The organism is Arthrobacter sp. 35W (assembly GCF_000482545.1).
In the GTDB taxonomy this organism is placed as follows: Bacteria; Actinomycetota; Actinomycetes; order Actinomycetales; family Micrococcaceae; genus Specibacter.
In genome coordinates, this window is sequence record NZ_KI519455.1 from 583,523 (window position 1) to 599,444 (window position 15,922).

17 protein-coding genes are annotated in these 15,922 nt (G+C 66.9%); 6 read left to right on the forward strand and 11 right to left on the reverse strand.

The features are described 5' to 3' along the window. Nucleotides 1-54: 54 nt before the first annotated feature. Genes K254_RS0114820 through K254_RS0114845 form a run of 6 tightly spaced genes read right to left on the reverse strand, consistent with a single transcriptional unit; the run spans nt 55 to nt 5,302 of the window. Nucleotides 55-939, reverse strand: coding sequence for a prenyltransferase (locus K254_RS0114820; protein ID WP_026556034.1), 885 nt, complete (start codon nt 937-939; stop codon nt 55-57). Next, the gene (locus K254_RS0114825) at nt 936-1,274 is read right to left on the reverse strand and encodes a lycopene cyclase domain-containing protein (RefSeq protein WP_026556035.1); all 339 of its coding nucleotides are present in this window, start codon (nt 1,272-1,274) and stop codon (nt 936-938) included. The genes K254_RS0114820 and K254_RS0114825 overlap by 4 nt, the downstream gene beginning before the upstream one ends. Next, a complete protein-coding gene (locus tag K254_RS25435; protein ID WP_081710166.1) occupies nt 1,271-1,678 on the reverse strand; it encodes a lycopene cyclase domain-containing protein in 408 nt (135 codons plus the stop codon). The genes K254_RS0114825 and K254_RS25435 overlap by 4 nt, the downstream gene beginning before the upstream one ends. Continuing rightward, a complete protein-coding gene (crtI, locus tag K254_RS0114835; RefSeq protein ID WP_051389254.1) occupies nt 1,675-3,303 on the reverse strand; it encodes a phytoene desaturase family protein in 1,629 nt (542 codons plus the stop codon). The genes K254_RS25435 and crtI overlap by 4 nt, the downstream gene beginning before the upstream one ends. Next, nucleotides 3,300-4,208: a phytoene/squalene synthase family protein gene (locus K254_RS23430; protein ID WP_051389255.1), complete on the reverse strand. Its 909-nt coding sequence runs from the start codon at nt 4,206-4,208 to the stop codon at nt 3,300-3,302. The genes crtI and K254_RS23430 overlap by 4 nt, the downstream gene beginning before the upstream one ends. Next, nucleotides 4,208-5,302, reverse strand: a complete 1,095-nt coding sequence (locus K254_RS0114845) for a polyprenyl synthetase family protein (RefSeq protein ID WP_051389256.1) — start codon at nt 5,300-5,302, stop codon at nt 4,208-4,210. Before K254_RS0114845 ends, K254_RS23430 begins: the two co-directional genes overlap by 1 nt. A gap of 56 nt (nt 5,303-5,358) precedes the next feature. Here K254_RS0114845 and idi point away from each other — a divergent pair, with 56 nt between their 5' ends. Next, the gene (idi, locus tag K254_RS0114850) at nt 5,359-5,910 is read left to right on the forward strand and encodes an isopentenyl-diphosphate Delta-isomerase (RefSeq protein WP_231391876.1); all 552 of its coding nucleotides are present in this window, start codon (nt 5,359-5,361) and stop codon (nt 5,908-5,910) included. Here the strand turns inward: idi and K254_RS24885 are convergent. Further along, nucleotides 5,883-6,506, reverse strand: a complete 624-nt coding sequence (locus tag K254_RS24885; RefSeq protein ID WP_081710167.1) for a MarR family winged helix-turn-helix transcriptional regulator — start codon at nt 6,504-6,506, stop codon at nt 5,883-5,885. The two genes, idi and K254_RS24885, sit on opposite strands and share 28 nt — an antisense overlap. 89 nt (nt 6,507-6,595) lie before the next feature. Between K254_RS24885 and K254_RS23440 the strand changes: the two genes are divergently transcribed. Beyond that, nucleotides 6,596-8,134 carry an SDR family oxidoreductase gene (locus tag K254_RS23440; RefSeq protein WP_051389258.1) on the forward strand — a complete coding sequence of 513 codons (1,539 nt, stop codon included), beginning with the start codon at nt 6,596-6,598 and terminating at the stop codon, nt 8,132-8,134. Here K254_RS23440 and K254_RS0114865 read toward each other — a convergent pair. From K254_RS0114865 to K254_RS25775, 3 genes are read right to left on the reverse strand one after another with little or no spacing between them, the layout of a single operon-like run. Then, the gene (locus tag K254_RS0114865; protein ID WP_026556039.1) at nt 8,131-9,072 is read right to left on the reverse strand and encodes an NUDIX hydrolase; all 942 of its coding nucleotides are present in this window, start codon (nt 9,070-9,072) and stop codon (nt 8,131-8,133) included. The two genes, K254_RS23440 and K254_RS0114865, sit on opposite strands and share 4 nt — an antisense overlap. Then, a complete protein-coding gene (locus K254_RS0114870; RefSeq protein WP_026556040.1) occupies nt 9,056-9,544 on the reverse strand; it encodes a RidA family protein in 489 nt (162 codons plus the stop codon). Before K254_RS0114870 ends, K254_RS0114865 begins: the two co-directional genes overlap by 17 nt. A gap of 2 nt (nt 9,545-9,546) precedes the next feature. Then, entirely contained in the window at nt 9,547-9,702 is a 156-nt protein-coding gene (locus tag K254_RS25775) for a DUF4177 domain-containing protein (protein WP_155848590.1), read from the reverse strand. Nucleotides 9,703-9,738: 36 nt separating this feature from the next. On the opposite strand from K254_RS25775, the gene K254_RS0114880 reads away from it, so the two are divergent. The 4 genes from K254_RS0114880 to iolB all read left to right on the forward strand — a co-directional run bounded on the left by K254_RS0114880 (nt 9,739) and on the right by iolB (nt 14,746). Further along, nucleotides 9,739-11,988: a transglycosylase domain-containing protein gene (locus K254_RS0114880; RefSeq protein ID WP_026556041.1), complete on the forward strand. Its 2,250-nt coding sequence runs from the start codon at nt 9,739-9,741 to the stop codon at nt 11,986-11,988. A gap of 5 nt (nt 11,989-11,993) precedes the next feature. Then, the gene (locus tag K254_RS0114885; protein WP_026556042.1) at nt 11,994-12,932 is read left to right on the forward strand and encodes a metallophosphoesterase; all 939 of its coding nucleotides are present in this window, start codon (nt 11,994-11,996) and stop codon (nt 12,930-12,932) included. Between the two features lie 161 nt (nt 12,933-13,093). After that, nucleotides 13,094-13,834, forward strand: a complete 741-nt coding sequence (locus K254_RS0114890) for a GntR family transcriptional regulator (protein ID WP_026556043.1) — start codon at nt 13,094-13,096, stop codon at nt 13,832-13,834. Nucleotides 13,835-13,852: 18 nt separating this feature from the next. Beyond that, nucleotides 13,853-14,746, forward strand: coding sequence for a 5-deoxy-glucuronate isomerase (gene iolB / locus K254_RS0114895; RefSeq protein ID WP_026556044.1), 894 nt, complete (start codon nt 13,853-13,855; stop codon nt 14,744-14,746). A 79-nt stretch (nt 14,747-14,825) separates the two neighbouring features. Here iolB and K254_RS0114900 read toward each other — a convergent pair whose 3' ends face one another. Next, nucleotides 14,826-15,848, reverse strand: coding sequence for a Gfo/Idh/MocA family oxidoreductase (locus K254_RS0114900; RefSeq protein ID WP_026556045.1), 1,023 nt, complete (start codon nt 15,846-15,848; stop codon nt 14,826-14,828). Nucleotides 15,849-15,922: the final 74 nt, after the last annotated feature.

A 15,922-nucleotide genomic window follows, 5' to 3' on the forward strand; every position in this document is an offset into this window, starting at 1 on the left:
GATTGGAGCCCCTAAACAGGCTCCAAGCAAGCGATAGGTGCGGGACAGTTGTGCTTAACGGGCGACGGCGGCAAACCAGATCATCAGCATGGTCACCAGGAACCCTGTGGCGTAGTTCAGCCACAGGAACCTTTTCCAGGCGCTGTTGCTGCCTTCGCAGTCGGCATCGTGCAAAGAGCGGTACGGCAGGATGTTGGCGATGTAGGGCAGCACCAGCAGGCCGGCCAGGGCGCCTGGCCAGCCGGCGGCGAGCATCAAGAGCCCGGCCAATGCGTAGAAGAGGACCGCGAGGCGGACGGTGGCTGCCGCGCCAATGACCGTGGCAATTGAGCCCACACCGCCCTCGCGGTCGGCGGCAATGTCCTGCACGGCACCGAAGGCGTGGCTGGCCATGCCCCAGAGGAAGAATCCGCCCAGCACGGCCAACAGCCCGGCCGTGGGCTGGGTTGCGGACAAGGCGGCGCCGAACAGCGCCGGGCTGGCAAAATGGAAGCTGGAGATGGCGGAGTCCAGGAAGGGCCGCTCCTTGAACCGCAGCCGCGGTGCACTGTAGGCCGCCACCGCGAAGACGCTCAGGGCCAGCACCGTGCCGGAAGCCCACGAGCCCACGGCCCACAAATAGGCAAGAAACGGAACGTTGGCAGCGATGGCGGCAACGAGCGTCCCGCGGTGAAGGCTGCGTTCCAGCACCGCCCCCTCGACCCCGCCCTTGCGTGGATTGCGGATGTCGGATTCATAGTCGAAGACATCGTTGATCCCGTACATGGCCAGGTTGTAGGGCACCAGGAAGTACAACGTGCCCAGCACAAGTGTCAGGTCAACACGGCCCGTTCCGAGCAGGTAGGCAGCCGCAAAGGGGAAGGCAGTGTTCACCCAGGACACGGGGCGTGAGGCCACCAGCAGTTTCAGCGGCAGGGTTGCTGCCCGCGGAGCGCTCACCGGGCCTCCTGGGCAGTACCGGGTGACAGCAGCGTCCACAGCGAGGGCAGGAGCAGGGCCGCGCCCACAATGTAGGCAAAATCCTCCACCGGGGCCAGCCCGATGGTCCATCCGGAGATGAGCTCCGGGGCGTAGCTGAACAGCCCCGCTGAAATCATCACGTTGTCGAAGACAACCGTCAACACGAACAGCACCAGAGCCGTGGCGCCGGTGGCCTTCGCCACGGGCCGAAGCGCGCGCGGTGCTGCCCCTGGCCGGCGGCCCTGCAGCCAGAGCACGACGGCGGGGACGGCGGACACGGCCAGGAAGACGGCGTTCAGGGTCCAGTAGGTCATGGCCGGCTCCGCCGCCCTGCCCGGCCGGATGCGCCGGGGGTCGAGGCGTGCGTGCGGTGGTCCGCCGGGGCGGCCCCCGGCGGCGCAAACCGCCCCGTGGCGAGCCGGCGCGAGGCCAACAGGAAGATGTTCATCGCCAGGTAGCCGAGGAAGACCAGGAAGAACACTTCTTCCAGGGGCAGCTGCGGCGCCACCAGCACTCCGGATTGCGCCCCGGGATGGCCACGTTGGAAGATCCCCAGCCCGATGCCTGCCAGGTCCCAGCTGAGGAAGAACGCCAGGGACGCTGCCATCACCACCGCCGCCCGCACCGGCGCGGCCCAAAAGAACAGGGCATGGCGCCAGTCCAGCAGGACCATGCCGGCCAGGGACGCCAGCAGCACCCCCAAATAGAGCAGGTTCACGATGCGGCACCCTTTCTGCTGTCCGCCCGCCGGCGGGCCGGTGGTTCGGGCAACGGCCCCGTGCTGGTGTCCCCACGCAGCCGCTTGAGGAGGATCTCGGCACTGATCAGGCACATGGGCAGTCCAATGCCTGGCCTCGTTGACGAACCGCAATAGTAGAGGCCGTCCACCTTGGCACTCTTGTTGCTGCTGCGCAGGAAGGCGCTCTGCCGCAGCACATGGGCCGGGCCCAGCGCCGTACCCCGCCAGGCATTGAGCTCTGTGGCGAAGTCCCCGGGCCCCACCGTGCGCCGAACGGTGATCCGCTCTGCGAGGTCCGGCGTTCGGGACCACACGGCAATCTGCGCAATCACGCGGTCCGCCAGCGCCTCCAGCACGGCATTCCCCGCCCCCGACATGCCGCCGCGTCCCAGGCCCGGATCCGCGGGAATCGGAACCAGCACAAACAGATTCTCAGATCCCTCTGGCGCCGTGGATGGATCGGTGGCGCTGGGCCTGCAGACGTAGATGGATGCCGGTTCGGGAATCTTCGGAGCTGGACCGAAAATATCGCCAAAATTCGACTTCCAGTCCTCGGCGAAGAACAGGGTGTGGTGGCCCAGCCGGGGAAGCGGACCACTGACACCCAGAAACACCAGCAGCGCACCGGGGCCGGCCACCTTGTGCCCCCAATACCGTTCGGGATAGGTCTGCAGATTCCGCGGCAGCAGCGCCGTTTCGGTGTGGTGCAGGTCCGCCGCGGAGACGACGGCGTCCACCGCCAGAACGTGTTCGCCGTTGCCGTCGGTGAAGCGGAGGCCTGTCACGGCGGCCCTCCCCCGGCGGTTTTCCGTGACCAGGGAGCGCACCCGCGCCCCTGTCCGGATCCTGGCCCCGCCGTCCCGGGCCAGGGCCTCGATGGCGTCAATGATGGTCCCGAACCCTCCGGCGGGGTACTGGACGCCGTCGGCCAGGTCCAGGTGGCTCATCAGGTGGTAGAGGCTGGGCGCGTCCGACGGCGAAGTGCCCAGAAACACCGCCGGATACCCCAGGATCTGGCGCAGCCGGTTGTCTCGGAAGCACCGTGCCGCAAAGCCGTCCAGCGGAAGCAGGAGTTGGGACAGCAGGGCTGGAACGTTGGCCAGCACCTCACGGTTGAGCAGCGGCAGGAATGAGGCGAACGAGGTGTAAAGGAAGTGCCTTCTGGCCAGGTCATAGCTCTTGCGGGCCGAGTCCAAATAGGCCGCGAGCCTCCGCCCGGAGCCCGGTTCAATGCCCTCGAAGAGGGCAATGTTCCGCTGCCGGCCCTGGCGTACGTCCACCGGCTCATCGTGGTGTTCGAAGTAGACGCGGTATCCGGGGTCCAGGGTGGTGAGGTCCAACTGCTCCTGTGTCGAGGTCCCGAGCAACCGGAAGAAGTGGTCAAAGACCTCGGGCATCAGATACCAGGAGGGACCCGTGTCGAACCGGAATCCGTCCTGCTCCCAGCGGCCGGCCCGTCCGCCCACCTGGTCCTGTTGTTCCAGCACGGTGACCTTGAACCCTTCCCGCACCAGCAGGGCCGCCACCGCCAGGCCGCTGATGCCGGCACCCACGACGGCGATGTGCCTGCCTGGTTCGATGGCGGCAACGCGGGGCGCCCTCATGCTGCGGCCCTCCGGGCGTCGGCGCCGCCCCAGCGGACGGTCCGGTGCCGGAGCAGGGCCAGCGCCACCAGCTTCAGTTTGACGTGGTTCGGCACACTCACACGGTTGCCGAGCAGCGTCCCCGCCGGGGTGCGCTCCAGCCTGTCGGCCAGTTCGCTGAACAACAGCAGCGAGGCCTCGACCGCGCTGCGGCAGCCATGGGGCAGTTGCCAGATGGCTGCCGCCGCCACCCCAAGATCACTGCGGATGTCTGCCAGCAGGAGGTCCTTTTCCCCTTCGCTCACCCTCCCCGGGTCAAGGTCGGGAAAGTAGCTGCGCCCCCGGCCACGGTAGTCCTGTTCCAGATCGCGCAGAAAGTTGACCTTTTGGAACGCGGCGCCAAGCCTGCACGCACCATGGTCCAGGACGGCGAACCGATCCGGGGCAATCGCCTCGCCGAGCAGAAACCCACGCAGGCACATCTGCCCCACCACTTCGGCCGAACCGTGGACGTACTGGGCAAAGCTCTCGGCCGAATGCAACCCAGCCGCCAGGTCACGGCGCATGGAGGCGAAGAAGGGCGTGGTGAGGGATGCGTCTATGCCCACCTCCCGGGCCGTCAACGCAAAGGCGTGGACCACCAGGTTTCCCGAATATCCACTCTCCACAGCCACCATCAGCTCCTGTTCAAGCTGGTCCAGGCATTCCCGGATGCGTTCCGGGCTGGCACCGGCCTGCTCCCCCGCGCCGTCGACGATTTCATCGGCAATGCGCACCAGCGCATAGATGTTTTCCACGTGCCGGCGCATGGGGGCGGCCAGCAGCCGGCTCGCCAGGGCGAAGGATGTGGAGTATCTGCGGATCACCACGGCAGCGGCCTCGTGTGCGACCTCGCTGTAGAGCTGGTGCGCAGCCTTGGCATTCATCAGTGGTTCCTCGCGGTGGCCTCGGCCAACAGCCCCTCGATGGCTGCCTGCAGGGGAGCCCCCAGCCCGGACGAGGTGAGCAGCTCCCGGCCCCGCTGGGCGTACGCGGCGGCAACGGCCTGGACGTGGTCCCGGGCTCCGCACTGCTCCAGCAGCCTGCGGATGTCCGCAAAGTCCTGGCTGGATGGTTCACTCTTGCGCTGGATCCTGGCAATCTCGGACCATTCACGCGTCCCCGCGGCATGGGCCATCAGCAAGGTGAACTTGCCTTCCGCGAGGTCGCTGGTGGTGCTCTTGCCGGTGGTCGAACTCTTTCCGAAGACGCCCAGCAGATCGTCCACCAGTTGGTAGGCCACACCGGTGTTCTCGCCGATTGCTGCCAGGGTGTCCTCCACATGGGCGCCGGCGCCGGCCAGAATGGCACCGGCGCGCAGCGGCGCCTCGAAGGAGTAGACGGCCGTCTTGAGCCGGGTCATGCCCAGCACCGCGTGGGCATCCGGCCCCTTTCCGAAGGCGGAGCCCGGCCCCAGGGCGGAATAGGCCAGATCCAGCATCTCTCCGGCGGCCGAGGAGAAAACGGCTTCATCCAGGAGGTCCAAAAGTTTCGCACGCACCGGCGCTGCCACATCGGTGCGGCCCAGCAGGGTGAAGGCACCGGCCAGCGCAAGGTCTCCGGCAATGATTGCCGCCGACTGGCCCCGGTGGTCGGCGGCGCGGCTGTCCAGCCCAGCCACGGCCAGGGAGGACCTGTAGTGCCCCGCAATGTTGGGGCGTCCCCTGCGCCGGAAATCATTGTCGATGACGTCGTCGTGGATCACCAGCGCGGTGTGCAGCAGCTCAAACGCGGCACCCACCTGCGCCGCGGCGCCTAGGTCGCGGCCGCCCAGACCCGCGTAGCTTGCCATCACCAGCTTCGGCCGCAGCCGCTTTCCACCTCCCGCGCTTTTGCGCAGCAGCTGCCACATGGTGGTGTAGACGCCGTCCAGCCCGCCCGCCCTCGCCATGCCGTGCTCGAAGAACTCGTCAAGCACACGGTCCACCTCGGCGGTGTCGTCGGACACTGCCTCTAGTTCATCGGGGAATCCGAGAGTCATAGCTTCAGTAAACAGGAAAGTATTTCGAAAATCGAGATAGTTGTATGGTGGATTCTATGAGCACGTCCACGCGGCAGATGGCCGCTCCCGAGCAGGTGGTCCTCCTTGACCGCTTCGGGGCTGCCGTCGGCGCGGCGGACAAGGACACCGTCCATTCGACAGCCACACCGCTGCATCTGGCCTTTTCGGCCTACGTCTTCAACCCTGCCGGCGAACTGCTGGTGACGCGGCGCGCCCTGGGCAAGAAGACCTGGCCCGGCGTCTGGACCAACTCATTTTGCGGGCACCCGGCCCCGGGCGAAGACAGCGGGGACGCAGTGCGGCGGCGTGGGCGCCAGGAACTGGGGATCACCGTGGTGGACCTGCGGCTGCTGCTGCCCGATTTCAGCTACCGCGCCACCGATGCCTCGGGGATTGTGGAGAACGAATTCTGCCCGGTCTACTCGGCCCGGTGCGCCACGGATCCGGTGCCAAACCCCGGCGAGGTGGCGGAGTGCAGATGGGTGGATGCCGCCGGACTGCGCGCTGCAGTGGCCGCCGCACCGTGGGCCTTCAGCCCGTGGATGGCGCTGCAGCTGCCTCAACTGGAGGGGCTGGTGCTCCCATGAGGGTCCGCCGCCCGGCCTGGCGATGCCGGGGAGCCCGGGAACTCCGGCGAGCCGGACACCGTGGAACGGGCGCGGCCAATGGCCTGGGTCAGTTCGGGGACGAGCTCCCGCAGGACGGCCAATTCGGCTTCGCTGCGCCGGCCGATCACCGCCATCATCTCCCGCGCCATCGGGACGAACGCCGCGGCTCCGGTTTCACGCGCGCTGGGCGTGGAGCCAATGTCCACCGAGCGCCGGTCCCGGGCGCTTCTGCTGCGCACCAAATGGCCGGAGGCGCCAAGCCTGTCGATCACAGCGGTGGTGGCCGCGGAACTAAGCATCAGCTCCTCGGCAAGCGCCCCGGGCGTAATGGCGGCACCGTTCCGCTCCGCCCCCATGACAGCGTTGAGGGCGTGCATCTCGCGGCGGGAGAGGCCGGCGGCCCTGCCCGCCGCCTCGACGTAGCGTTCGGCTTCGACGGTGAAGGCCCGCAGCATCATCAGCACATCCAGCCCAGCGTAGTCCTGGCGCTGGGGAGGGCCGCCGGACGGATGCGTCGGCGGATCCGCGGCGGCGGCTCTCTTGGGGGGGTGGGCACTGCTGGGCATAGCATCCATCGTATTCCTCCTTCAGCCCACCAGCGCCGGGCTTCCGCCCACCAGCAACGTGGCGGAACACCCACCACCATTGAAGGGGGTGCACGGCGGTGACGAATCCCTCATTGGTGCTGGCCACCGGTGCAACCGGGTATGTGGGCGGCCGCCTGGTCCCGCTCCTGCTGGCCGCCGGGTACACGGTCAGGCTGCTGGTCCGCTCCCCCGGGAAGCTGGCAGGGGTGCCCTGGCGCGACGACGTCGAGATCGTCCAGGGTGATCTGAGCATCCCGGAATCCCTGCCCGCCGCCCTCGGCGGCGTCCACACAGTCTTCTATCTGGTCCATTCAATGGGCTCCGGCCGGGATTTTGAGGCCATGGAACTCCGGCAGGCCGCGGCGATGGCCGCTGCCGCCGAAACCGCCCACGTCAAGCGCATCGTCTATCTGGGCGGCCTGCACCGCAAGGGCGACCACCTCTCAACCCACATGCGCTCGCGCGCCGCCGTCGGTGAAACGTTCCTCGCCGGCGCCGTTCCCGCCGTCGTCTTCCAGGCCGGGATCATCACCGGCTCCGGATCGGCGTCGTTCGAAATGGTTCGGCATCTGACCGAGAACCTGCCGTTGATGCCGGCCCCCAGCTGGGTTGCCAACCTGGTGGAACCCATCGCCATCCGCGATGTCCTGCACTATCTGGTGGCTGCACCGTCGCTGCCGGCGGCGCTGAACCGCACCTTTGACATCGGTTCGGGGGAAACCTTCACCTATGCGGCGATGATGTACGGCTACGCGCATGAGGCCGGCCTGTCCCAGCGCTACGTCTTTGCCCTGCCCATCCCCGCGCCCAAACTGGCCGGCTGGTGGGTGGCGTTGGCGACGCCCATCCCCCATTCCATGGCCGTTCCCCTGGTGGAGTCGCTGCAGAACGACGCCGTGGCGGGCGAGCACGACATCGATGGGGTCATTCCCAGGCCCGACGGCGGATTGACCGGCTACCGGGAGTCGCTGCGGCTCGCACTGGGCAAGATCGACGCGGGCACCGTGGAGACCACGTGGGCCTCGGCCTCGGGCAATGCCCCCTCCCAGCCGCTGCCCAGCGACCCGGAATGGGCGGGCCAGAGCGTCTACACCGACAGGCGGGAACGCCGCAGCACGGTGGCCCCGCGCCACGTCTGGGCGGTCATTGAGGGCATTGGGGGCCTCAATGGCTGGTACTCCTGGCCGGCCGCCTGGGTGGTCCGCGGCCTCGCCGACAAGCTGGTGGGCGGTGCGGGGCACAACCGCGGGCGGCGGCACGCCTCCCGGCTTCAGCCCGGCGACGCCGTGGACTGGTGGCGGGTGGAAACCCTGGAGCCAGGGCATCTGCTGCGCCTGCGGGCCGAAATGAAGGTACCCGGCGATGCTTGGCTGGAGTTCGCCGCCGAGCCCGACGGCGGCGGCACCGTCTACATCCAGCGCGCCATCTACTTCCCCCGCGGTGTGCTGGGAAAGCTCTACTGGTGGGCCATCCTACCCTTCCACGGGCTCATCTTCCCCTCGATGGCAAGGAACATTCTGGCCAAGGCCGCGCACCTGGAATCTGCTGCCGAGCAAGGACCGGCCGCCGGGCTGGAGCCCGGCGGCCGAACCCCGCCACCCGGCGGCGGGGGCTAGCGTTCGCGGGCCGCGGCGCCTTCCGAGGCCGGGGCCACGTCCACCTCGAGGAGGAACTGGTCCTCCGCGTGCACCAGCCGGGGCTGGTAGGCCACGGTGGGGCGCTTGTGGTTCAGGTAGGCGATGCAGCCGCGGGCCGCCGCCACCTTCTCCAGGATGATCTCCGCCCCCGGAACCGTCAGCTCCTCCAGGGTCAGGCCAACGGTGTTGGGTGCGCCGATCTCATCGCCCAGGGCCGTGCCCGCGCGGCCGGCCACCAGATCCCCGGCGCACACCCAGCGGCCCCAGACACCCTTGCTCTGAAGCAACGCCGGCTCCTGGTTCACGGGAGCGGCAGCGGCAAAGTAGCGGGTGTTGAAGCGCCGGTGCATGAAGTCAGGGCTGACCCAGTTGACCAGCGGCTTGAGCAGATCGGTGCGCAGGGCCAGCCCACGCCGCCCCAGCATCTCCGCAAAGGTCTTGTCCTGGGCGGCGATGGCCTCGCGGGCCTTCATCCACTCGGCGCTCTGCACACCCTCCACCAGGGAGGATGCATCGGGGCCGGCCAGCAGGATGCCGGTTTCCTCGAAGGTTTCCCGGATCGCCGCCACCACGTGCCGGCGGGCCAGCACCTCGTCGTCCATGCCCATCGACTTGGCCCACTGGGCGGGCGAGGGGCCCACCCAGTCCATGGCGTCGTCGTCGGCGGTTTCGATGCTGCCGCCGGGGAAGGCAACGATCCCCAGCGGCGAGGCGCCGCTGCGATAGCCAAGATAGGTCTGCAGGCCGGACGGACCGTCCTTGAGCAGCACCACCGAGGAGGCGAAACGTGGCTTGCTGGGGGTTCGTCCACCGAAGTCCACCCAGGCCTGGGCGGCCTCCCGCTGGTCGGGGTGGAGCGGGAAGAACCGCTTTGCTGGGGGCTTGGCGCCCGCAGCGTTGTTACTCGAATTCAGCAATCAGCTCTACCTCTACCGGGGAATCCAGCGGCAGCACCGCGACACCCACCGCGGAGCGCGAGTGCACGCCCTTCTCGCCAAAAACCTCGCCCAGCAGCTCGGAGGCGCCGTTGATGACGCCGGGCTGGCCGGTGAAGGAAAGATCGGAGGACACGAAGCCCACGACCTTCACGATGCGGGTGACGCGGTCCAGGTTGCCGATGACGCTCTTGACGGCGGCCAGCGCGTTGATGGCGCAGGTGGCGGCCAGGGCCTTGGCCTCCTCGGGGGAAACGCCCTCGGCGCCGACCTTGCCCGTAGCTGTGAGTTTGCCGTCAATAAACGGCAGCTGCCCGGAGGTGTAGACGTGGTTGCCGGAGACGACGGCGGGCACGTAGGCGGCCACGGGTGCGGCGACGGCGGGCAGGGCCAGGCCCAGCTCGGCCAGACGTGCCTCGATGGCCGAAGTTGCTTGGTTCTGTGCGGAATCCATGGCTATGCCTTCTCCCTCTTCAGGTAGGCAACCAGGCCGTTTCCATCGGGCCCGGGGACAACCTGGACCAGCTCCCAGCCGTCAGCCCCCCACTGGTCGAGGATGGCCTTCGTGGCGTGGATGATGAGCGGAATCGTGGCGTACTCCCATTTGGTCATGAAAGAAAGATTAGCCCGTGCCGGTAAACTGGAAAAATGGCAGCACAGAAGAACCCCCTTTTCGATACCGCCACCACCCTGGGAAAGCTAGTACTTTTCCTTGGTGTGAGCGCCATTTGTGGTGTCCTGGTAGCGGGGCTGATGGTTCCCGCCGTCGCCCTCACAGGAAACACCGCAAGCAGTTCTATCAGCTTTTTTGATGATCTGCCGGGGGAACTGGAGATCGGCGCGCCGGCCCAGTCCACGAAGATTCTGGCGAACGATGGCTCCGAGCTGGCCACCTTCTACGACCAGAACCGTGTGGAGGTGGGCCTGGACGCGATGTCCCCGTTCATCAAGGACGGCATCATCGCCATTGAGGACTCCCGCTTCTACGAGCACGGCGGCATCGACTCCACAGGCATCCTGCGCGCCGCAGCCTCCATGGTGCAGGGCGGAAGCCGCCAGGGCGCCTCAACGATCACCCAGCAGTACGTGAACAACGTGATCATCCAGACCAAGGCCGCTGCCGGCCAAACGGATGAGGTCAAGCTGGGCTCGGACAAGGGCCTTGGCGACAAGGTCCGCGAGATCAAGCTGGCCATTGCGCTGGAGAAGAAGTACTCCAAGGACGACGTGCTGAAGGGCTACCTGAACATCGTCTACTTCGCCAACAACAACTACGGCATCGAAGCCGCCAGCGACTACTACTTTGGCGTGCATGCCAAGGATCTGACCCTGGCCCAGGCCGCCGTGCTGGCCGGCGTGGTCAACAGCCCCAGCTTCTACGATCCGGTGGTGAACCCGGAGAACGCACAGTCCCGCCGCGACATGGTGCTGGGCAAGATGCTCGAGCAGAACAAGATCGACAAGGCGCAGTACGACGAGGCCATCGCCACGCCCCTGGTGCTGAACATCCACCAGAACAAGAACGGCTGCGTCTCCGCCGTCCGGGCCGAGTACTTCTGCAACTACATCACGCACCTGATCACCAACGATCCCGCGTACGGCGCCACCGTGGACGACAGGAACAAGCTGCTCAACCAGGGCGGCCTGACGATCAAGACCACGCTCAACCCTGTCATGCAGGACACCATGCAGGCCCAGATCAACACCATCCTGCCGATGGACAACAACCCGGACAAGGTGGGCCACTCGATGGTCTCCGTACAGCCGGGGACCGGCCAGATCCTGGCCATGGCGCAGAACACCATGTACAACGCCCCCGAGGGCCAGTGGAGCAGCGACTACAACTTCAACGTTGATTCCTACGACGGCAATGGCGGCTCGCTTGGCGGTGCCCCCGGCTTCGCCGCGGGTTCCACCTTGAAGCCCTTCATCTTCGCCGAGTGGCTGAACTCCGGCCACACCCTCAATGAGATCGTCAACGGCCAGACGCGCCGCTATCCGGCGTCCTTCCAATGGAAGAACAGCTGTGGCACCACCACCGGCGTCTACGACTCCTCCAACCCGGCCGCTGACAAGGACCTCCAGAATGCCTCCCCGGACTTCTACCGCCAGATGACGGCGCTGGAGGGTCTGTACAACTCCTTCAACACGGCAACCTTTGCCGAGGCAGCCAAGCTGGACTTCTGCAATATCCAGAAGATGATGACCGCCGCGGGAATCCATGACAGCCGCGACGGCAAGAGCCCCTACGACATGTCCAAGACAGCCAACCTGATCGGTGCCGAGCCGGTGTCCCCGATGACCATGGCCGCCTCCTTCGCGACCTTCGCTTCCGGCGGCATCCACTGCGACCCGATCGCCATGCTGGAGATCACCGACAACCTGGGCAACAAGTACCCTGTGCCGAACGCCAACTGCCAGCAGACCATCAAGCCCGAGGTCGCCGCCGGTGTCACAGTGGCCCTGCAGGATGTACTCAAGAAGGGCTCCGGCTACCAGATCCCGCTGAAGTACCCGGCCGGCGCCAAGACCGGTACCACCAACGTTTCCGAGCAGACCTGGACCGTGGGCTTCACCAAGGGCCTGTCCACCGCCTCGTGGGTGGGCAACCTGGATCTGGGATCACGCTCCTCCAACGGCCTGCTCATCGCCGGCAAGCGCATCGACTACGTTGACGGCGCCACCTATGCGGGCAAGTCCTGGCAGCAGTACATGAACGCCGTCGCTGGCAACTTCGACACCAGCGGCTTCCCGAGCCCGCCGGCCAGCATGGTCAACGCTCCGTCCAAGGCCACCACAACGCCGGTGCAGCCCTCCGCCCCGGCGCAGACGCAGACGGACACCAAGGACAATTCCTCAAGCAACTCGTCCAGCAACTCCTCGGACAAGAAGGACTAGCAGCCGTGGCTGCCCGCAGCAGGGCCGCGGTGCTGGGCCGCACGGCCGGGGTGGTGCTGGCCGCCGGCGCAGGCTGTGTGGCCTACGGGACCTTCATCGAGCGCAACTGGTTCACGCTGCGCCATGAAACGGTGCCCGTGCTGCCCGCCGGATCGGCTCCGCTGCGCGTGCTGCACCTCTCCGACATCCACCTGAGCCTGGGCCAGGACAAGAAGACGGACTGGCTGAAGTCCCTCGCCGAGCTGGAGCCGGACCTGGTGGTCAACACCGGCGACAACCTCAGCCACCCCCGGGCCATCCCGCCGCTGCTGGAGGCGCTGCGCCCGTTGATGGAATTCCCGGGCGTCTTCGTGCCCGGCTCCAATGACTACTTCGCGCCGATGCTGAAGAACCCGTTCCGCTACTTTGCCGGGCCTTCCAAGCTGCCCGGCGCCGCCCAGCGCGGCCCCGTGCCTCTGGACACGCAGGCGCTGCATGCAGGGTTCGGCATGGGCGGCTGGGTGGACCTCACCAACCGCGCCCAGTCGCTGCCGCTGCACGGCATCCGCTTCGACTTCTCGGGCGTCGATGATCCCCACCTCAAGCGCGAGGTCTACGCGGGGTGGCCCCGCGGGGCGGCCGGACAGGACTCGGCGCCGCATGTGAGGATCGCCGTCGCCCACGCCCCCTACCAGCGCGTGCTTGACCACTTCACCGAGGACGGCGCGGATCTGATCCTGGCCGGACACACCCACGGCGGCCAGGTCTGCGTCCCCGGCTACGGGGCGCTGGTCAGCAATTGCGACCTTCCTACGTGGCGGGCCAAGGGCCTCACCGAGTGGGAAAGCAAGGGGCGCACGACGCCGGTCAACGTCTCGGGCGGGATCGGCACCTCGCGCTTCGCGCCGTTCCGCTTCGCCTGCCGCCCCGAGGCCGTCGTCCTGACGCTCACGGCCCGCCCCTAGACATCCCCGGGGTCCGCTAATTTGGACCATGTGTGCTGATGTATTGACAACCTCTTGCAATAACTTTGTACTGACAATAGGATATGGGCTACGGCAACAGAGGGCGGCCCGTCTCGGCTGAGCCGCGCTTTTCTGCGGCGCCGATGCACTAGGAGATCCCCATGGCCAACTCGCTCAACCTCAACATTGACCGTTCCTCCCCCGTTCCGCTGTACCACCAGGTGGTCAAGGGCATCGAGGCGGCCATCCATACCGGCGTCCTGATTCCCGGCAGCAAGCTGGACAATGAGATCGATCTTGCCTCCCAGCTGAACCTTTCCCGCCCCACCATGCGCAAGGCCATGGACGAATTGGTCCGGTCAGGGCTGCTGGTGCGCAAACGCGGGGTGGGCACCCAGGTGGTGGCCAGCCAGGTCCGCCGTCCGCTGGAACTCTCCAGCCTCTTCGACGACCTCAGCGCCCGCGGCAGCAAACCCAGCACCTCTGTCCTGACGTTTTCCCACACGGAGGCGGACCAGGCCACGCTTGAATCCCTGGGCTTGGAGCCCGGCTCCAAGGTGTACCACTTCACCCGGCTGCGCAAGGTGGATGGCAAGCCGCTGGCCCTGATGGAGAACTGGGTCCGCGACGACATCACGGCCATTGACGAGGCCATGCTGGCCAGCCAAGGCCTATACGGGATCCTGCGGAACGCGGGCGTCAACTTCCGCCTGGCCAGCCAGCGCATTGGCGCCATGGTGGCCAACGACTACCAGGCTCCGCTGCTGGAGGCGGGGGTTGGGTCCGCCCTGGTCACCATGGACCGCACGGCCGTGGACGACAAGGGACGCATGGTGGAAACCGGCCACCACGTCTACCGGGCGGACAACTACAGCTTTGAAATGACACTCGTTCAGCGCTAGCAGGAAGACCAACAACTTATGGCGAACTGGGTTTACCAACTAGGTGATGCACGCGACGGGCTCTGGGATGTTTCCCTGGGCACCAGCGATTCGGCGCTAACGGTGGATGGCTGGGCCCACACGGGCCTGAAGGTGGCAACACTTGAGGCAGGTGCCGCCGTCGAGCTTCCATCCGCCGCCGAAGAACGAATAGTCATCCCCCTCAGCGGCGCCTTCACCGTTGCCGTCGACGGCACGGAGCACCAGTTGGCGGGCCGCGCCTCGGTCTTCACCGGCCCTTCGGATGTCCTCTATTCGGGCATCAACAAGGCACTGGCCATCAGCTCTGCCGACGGCGGCAGGGTGGCCATTGCCACCGCGCCTGCGCGCAACCACTACCCCACCCGGCTGGTCGCGGCGGCCGACATCCCGGTCGAATTGCGCGGCGCGGGCAACTGTTCCCGCCAGGTGCACAATTTCGGCACCCCCGCGGCCCTGGAGGCAGACAGATTCATTGTCTGCGAGGTGATCACGCCCGCGGGCAACTGGTCCTCTTATCCGCCGCACAAGCACGATGAGGAAAAAGAAGGCGAAACCGCCCTCGAAGAGATCTACTACTTCGAAACCCGGACAGCCGCCGGTTCACCAGCGCCCGCCGACGCCGATGCCATCGGCTACCAGCGCGTGTACGCCTCAGACGAGCGCCCGATCGATGTCAATGCCGAGGTCCGCACAGGCGACACCGTACTGGTCCCGTACGGCTGGCACGGCCCGGCCATGGCGGCGCCGGGCTACGACCTCTACTACCTCAACATCATGGCTGGCCCCGGCCCAGTCCGCGAGTGGCTGATCAGCGATGACCCGCACCACGGTTGGGTCCGGCAGACCTGGGACAGCACGGCCATCGATCCCCGCCTCCCGTTCAGCAGCTAGCCGGACCTCCACAGCACCGCCGGCAGTGGGCCCGAAGCACCAGGCTTCGGGCCCACTGCGAGAGGTAGACTGCCCGCCACTAAGGCGCGACCCGCACCGGAACGCCTGTCTCCAGGGATTCCTGGGCTGCGTCAGCCACCTTCGAGGCGGCGACGGCGTCCTCGGGGGTGCAGGGATTGGTGCGCCGGCCAAGGATCAGCTCGACAAACGCGGCGAGCTCGGCACGGTAGGCCGTTTCGAAGCGTTCGGCAAAGGTTTGGTGCGGCATGCCGGACGGGAAGCCCACACCCTGCTCCGCGGACCGCAAGGCCGTCTTCTCGTCCAGTCCGACCATCAATGAGCCTTGCGAGCCCTGGATTTCCAGCCGGACATCATGCCCGGCGCCGTTGTAGCGTGTGGCCGAGACCGTGCCCACCGTGCCGTCGTCGAAGGTAACAATGGCGAGGGCGGTGTCTACATCGCCCACGCCGCCAATGGCCGGGTCGCCATTGTTGGAGCCCCGTGCATAGACCTCCACAATGTCGCGGCCCGTCAGCCAGCGCAGGATGTCGAAATCGTGGACGGAGCAGTCGCGGAACAGCCCGCCGGAGGTGGCCAGGAACTCCACCGGCGGCGGCGCCATGTCTCCGGTGACGGCGCGCAGCGAGTGGATCCAGCCCAGTTCGCCGGCGTCGAAGGCCCGCTTTGCTTCCAGATAGCCGGCATCGAAGCGGCGCTGGTGGCCGATCTGCACTGTGCCACTCTTGGCCTTGATGTACGCCAGCACGGGGATGGACTCGGCCACATTGACGCCCACGGGCTTTTCACAGAAGACCGGAATCCCGGCGTCGACTCCTGCCCTGATCAGCTCCGGGTGGGTGGCCGTGCCCGTGGCGATGACCAGCCCGTCCACACCGGAGGCGACAAGGTCGGCGACGGAGGGCAGGAACGTTGCGCCGAGCCCCGCCGCAACGGCGCGCGCATGATCGGTGGCAACATCCGTCACGGCCAGCTTGACCGTGATTCCCTGCGGTTTCATCAGCTCATTGAGGGCCAGAATGTTGTGGGCATGGAGAACGCCAATGCGTCCAACGCCAACAAGGCCAAGGGTGAGGTCTGTCATGGGGGTCCTTTGCTACAGGAGCGCCAGCTGGCGGCTATGAAATGATGGAACGTTCCACTATCTGCAAGCTAGAC

What these genes read in the sequence shown, in the direction of transcription:
- K254_RS0114825 (WP_026556035.1), bottom strand. Translation starts at nt 1,274, where the DNA reads ATGACCTACTGGACCCTGAACGCCGTCTTCCTGGCCGTGTCCGCCGTC.
- crtI (WP_051389254.1), bottom strand. Translation starts at nt 3,303, where the DNA reads ATGAGGGCGCCCCGCGTTGCCGCCATCGAACCAGGCAGGCACATCGCC.
- K254_RS23430 (WP_051389255.1), bottom strand. Translation starts at nt 4,208, where the DNA reads ATGAATGCCAAGGCTGCGCACCAGCTCTACAGCGAGGTCGCACACGAG.
- K254_RS0114845 (WP_051389256.1), bottom strand. Translation starts at nt 5,302, where the DNA reads ATGACTCTCGGATTCCCCGATGAACTAGAGGCAGTGTCCGACGACACC.
- idi (WP_231391876.1), top strand. Translation starts at nt 5,359, where the DNA reads ATGAGCACGTCCACGCGGCAGATGGCCGCTCCCGAGCAGGTGGTCCTC.
- K254_RS24885 (WP_081710167.1), bottom strand. Translation starts at nt 6,506, where the DNA reads ATGGATGCTATGCCCAGCAGTGCCCACCCCCCCAAGAGAGCCGCCGCC.
- K254_RS0114870 (WP_026556040.1), bottom strand. Translation starts at nt 9,544, where the DNA reads ATGGATTCCGCACAGAACCAAGCAACTTCGGCCATCGAGGCACGTCTG.
- K254_RS25775 (WP_155848590.1), bottom strand. Translation starts at nt 9,702, where the DNA reads ATGACCAAATGGGAGTACGCCACGATTCCGCTCATCATCCACGCCACG.
- K254_RS0114880 (WP_026556041.1), top strand. Translation starts at nt 9,739, where the DNA reads ATGGCAGCACAGAAGAACCCCCTTTTCGATACCGCCACCACCCTGGGA.
- K254_RS0114890 (WP_026556043.1), top strand. Translation starts at nt 13,094, where the DNA reads ATGGCCAACTCGCTCAACCTCAACATTGACCGTTCCTCCCCCGTTCCG.
- iolB (WP_026556044.1), top strand. Translation starts at nt 13,853, where the DNA reads ATGGCGAACTGGGTTTACCAACTAGGTGATGCACGCGACGGGCTCTGG.
- K254_RS0114900 (WP_026556045.1), bottom strand. Translation starts at nt 15,848, where the DNA reads ATGACAGACCTCACCCTTGGCCTTGTTGGCGTTGGACGCATTGGCGTT.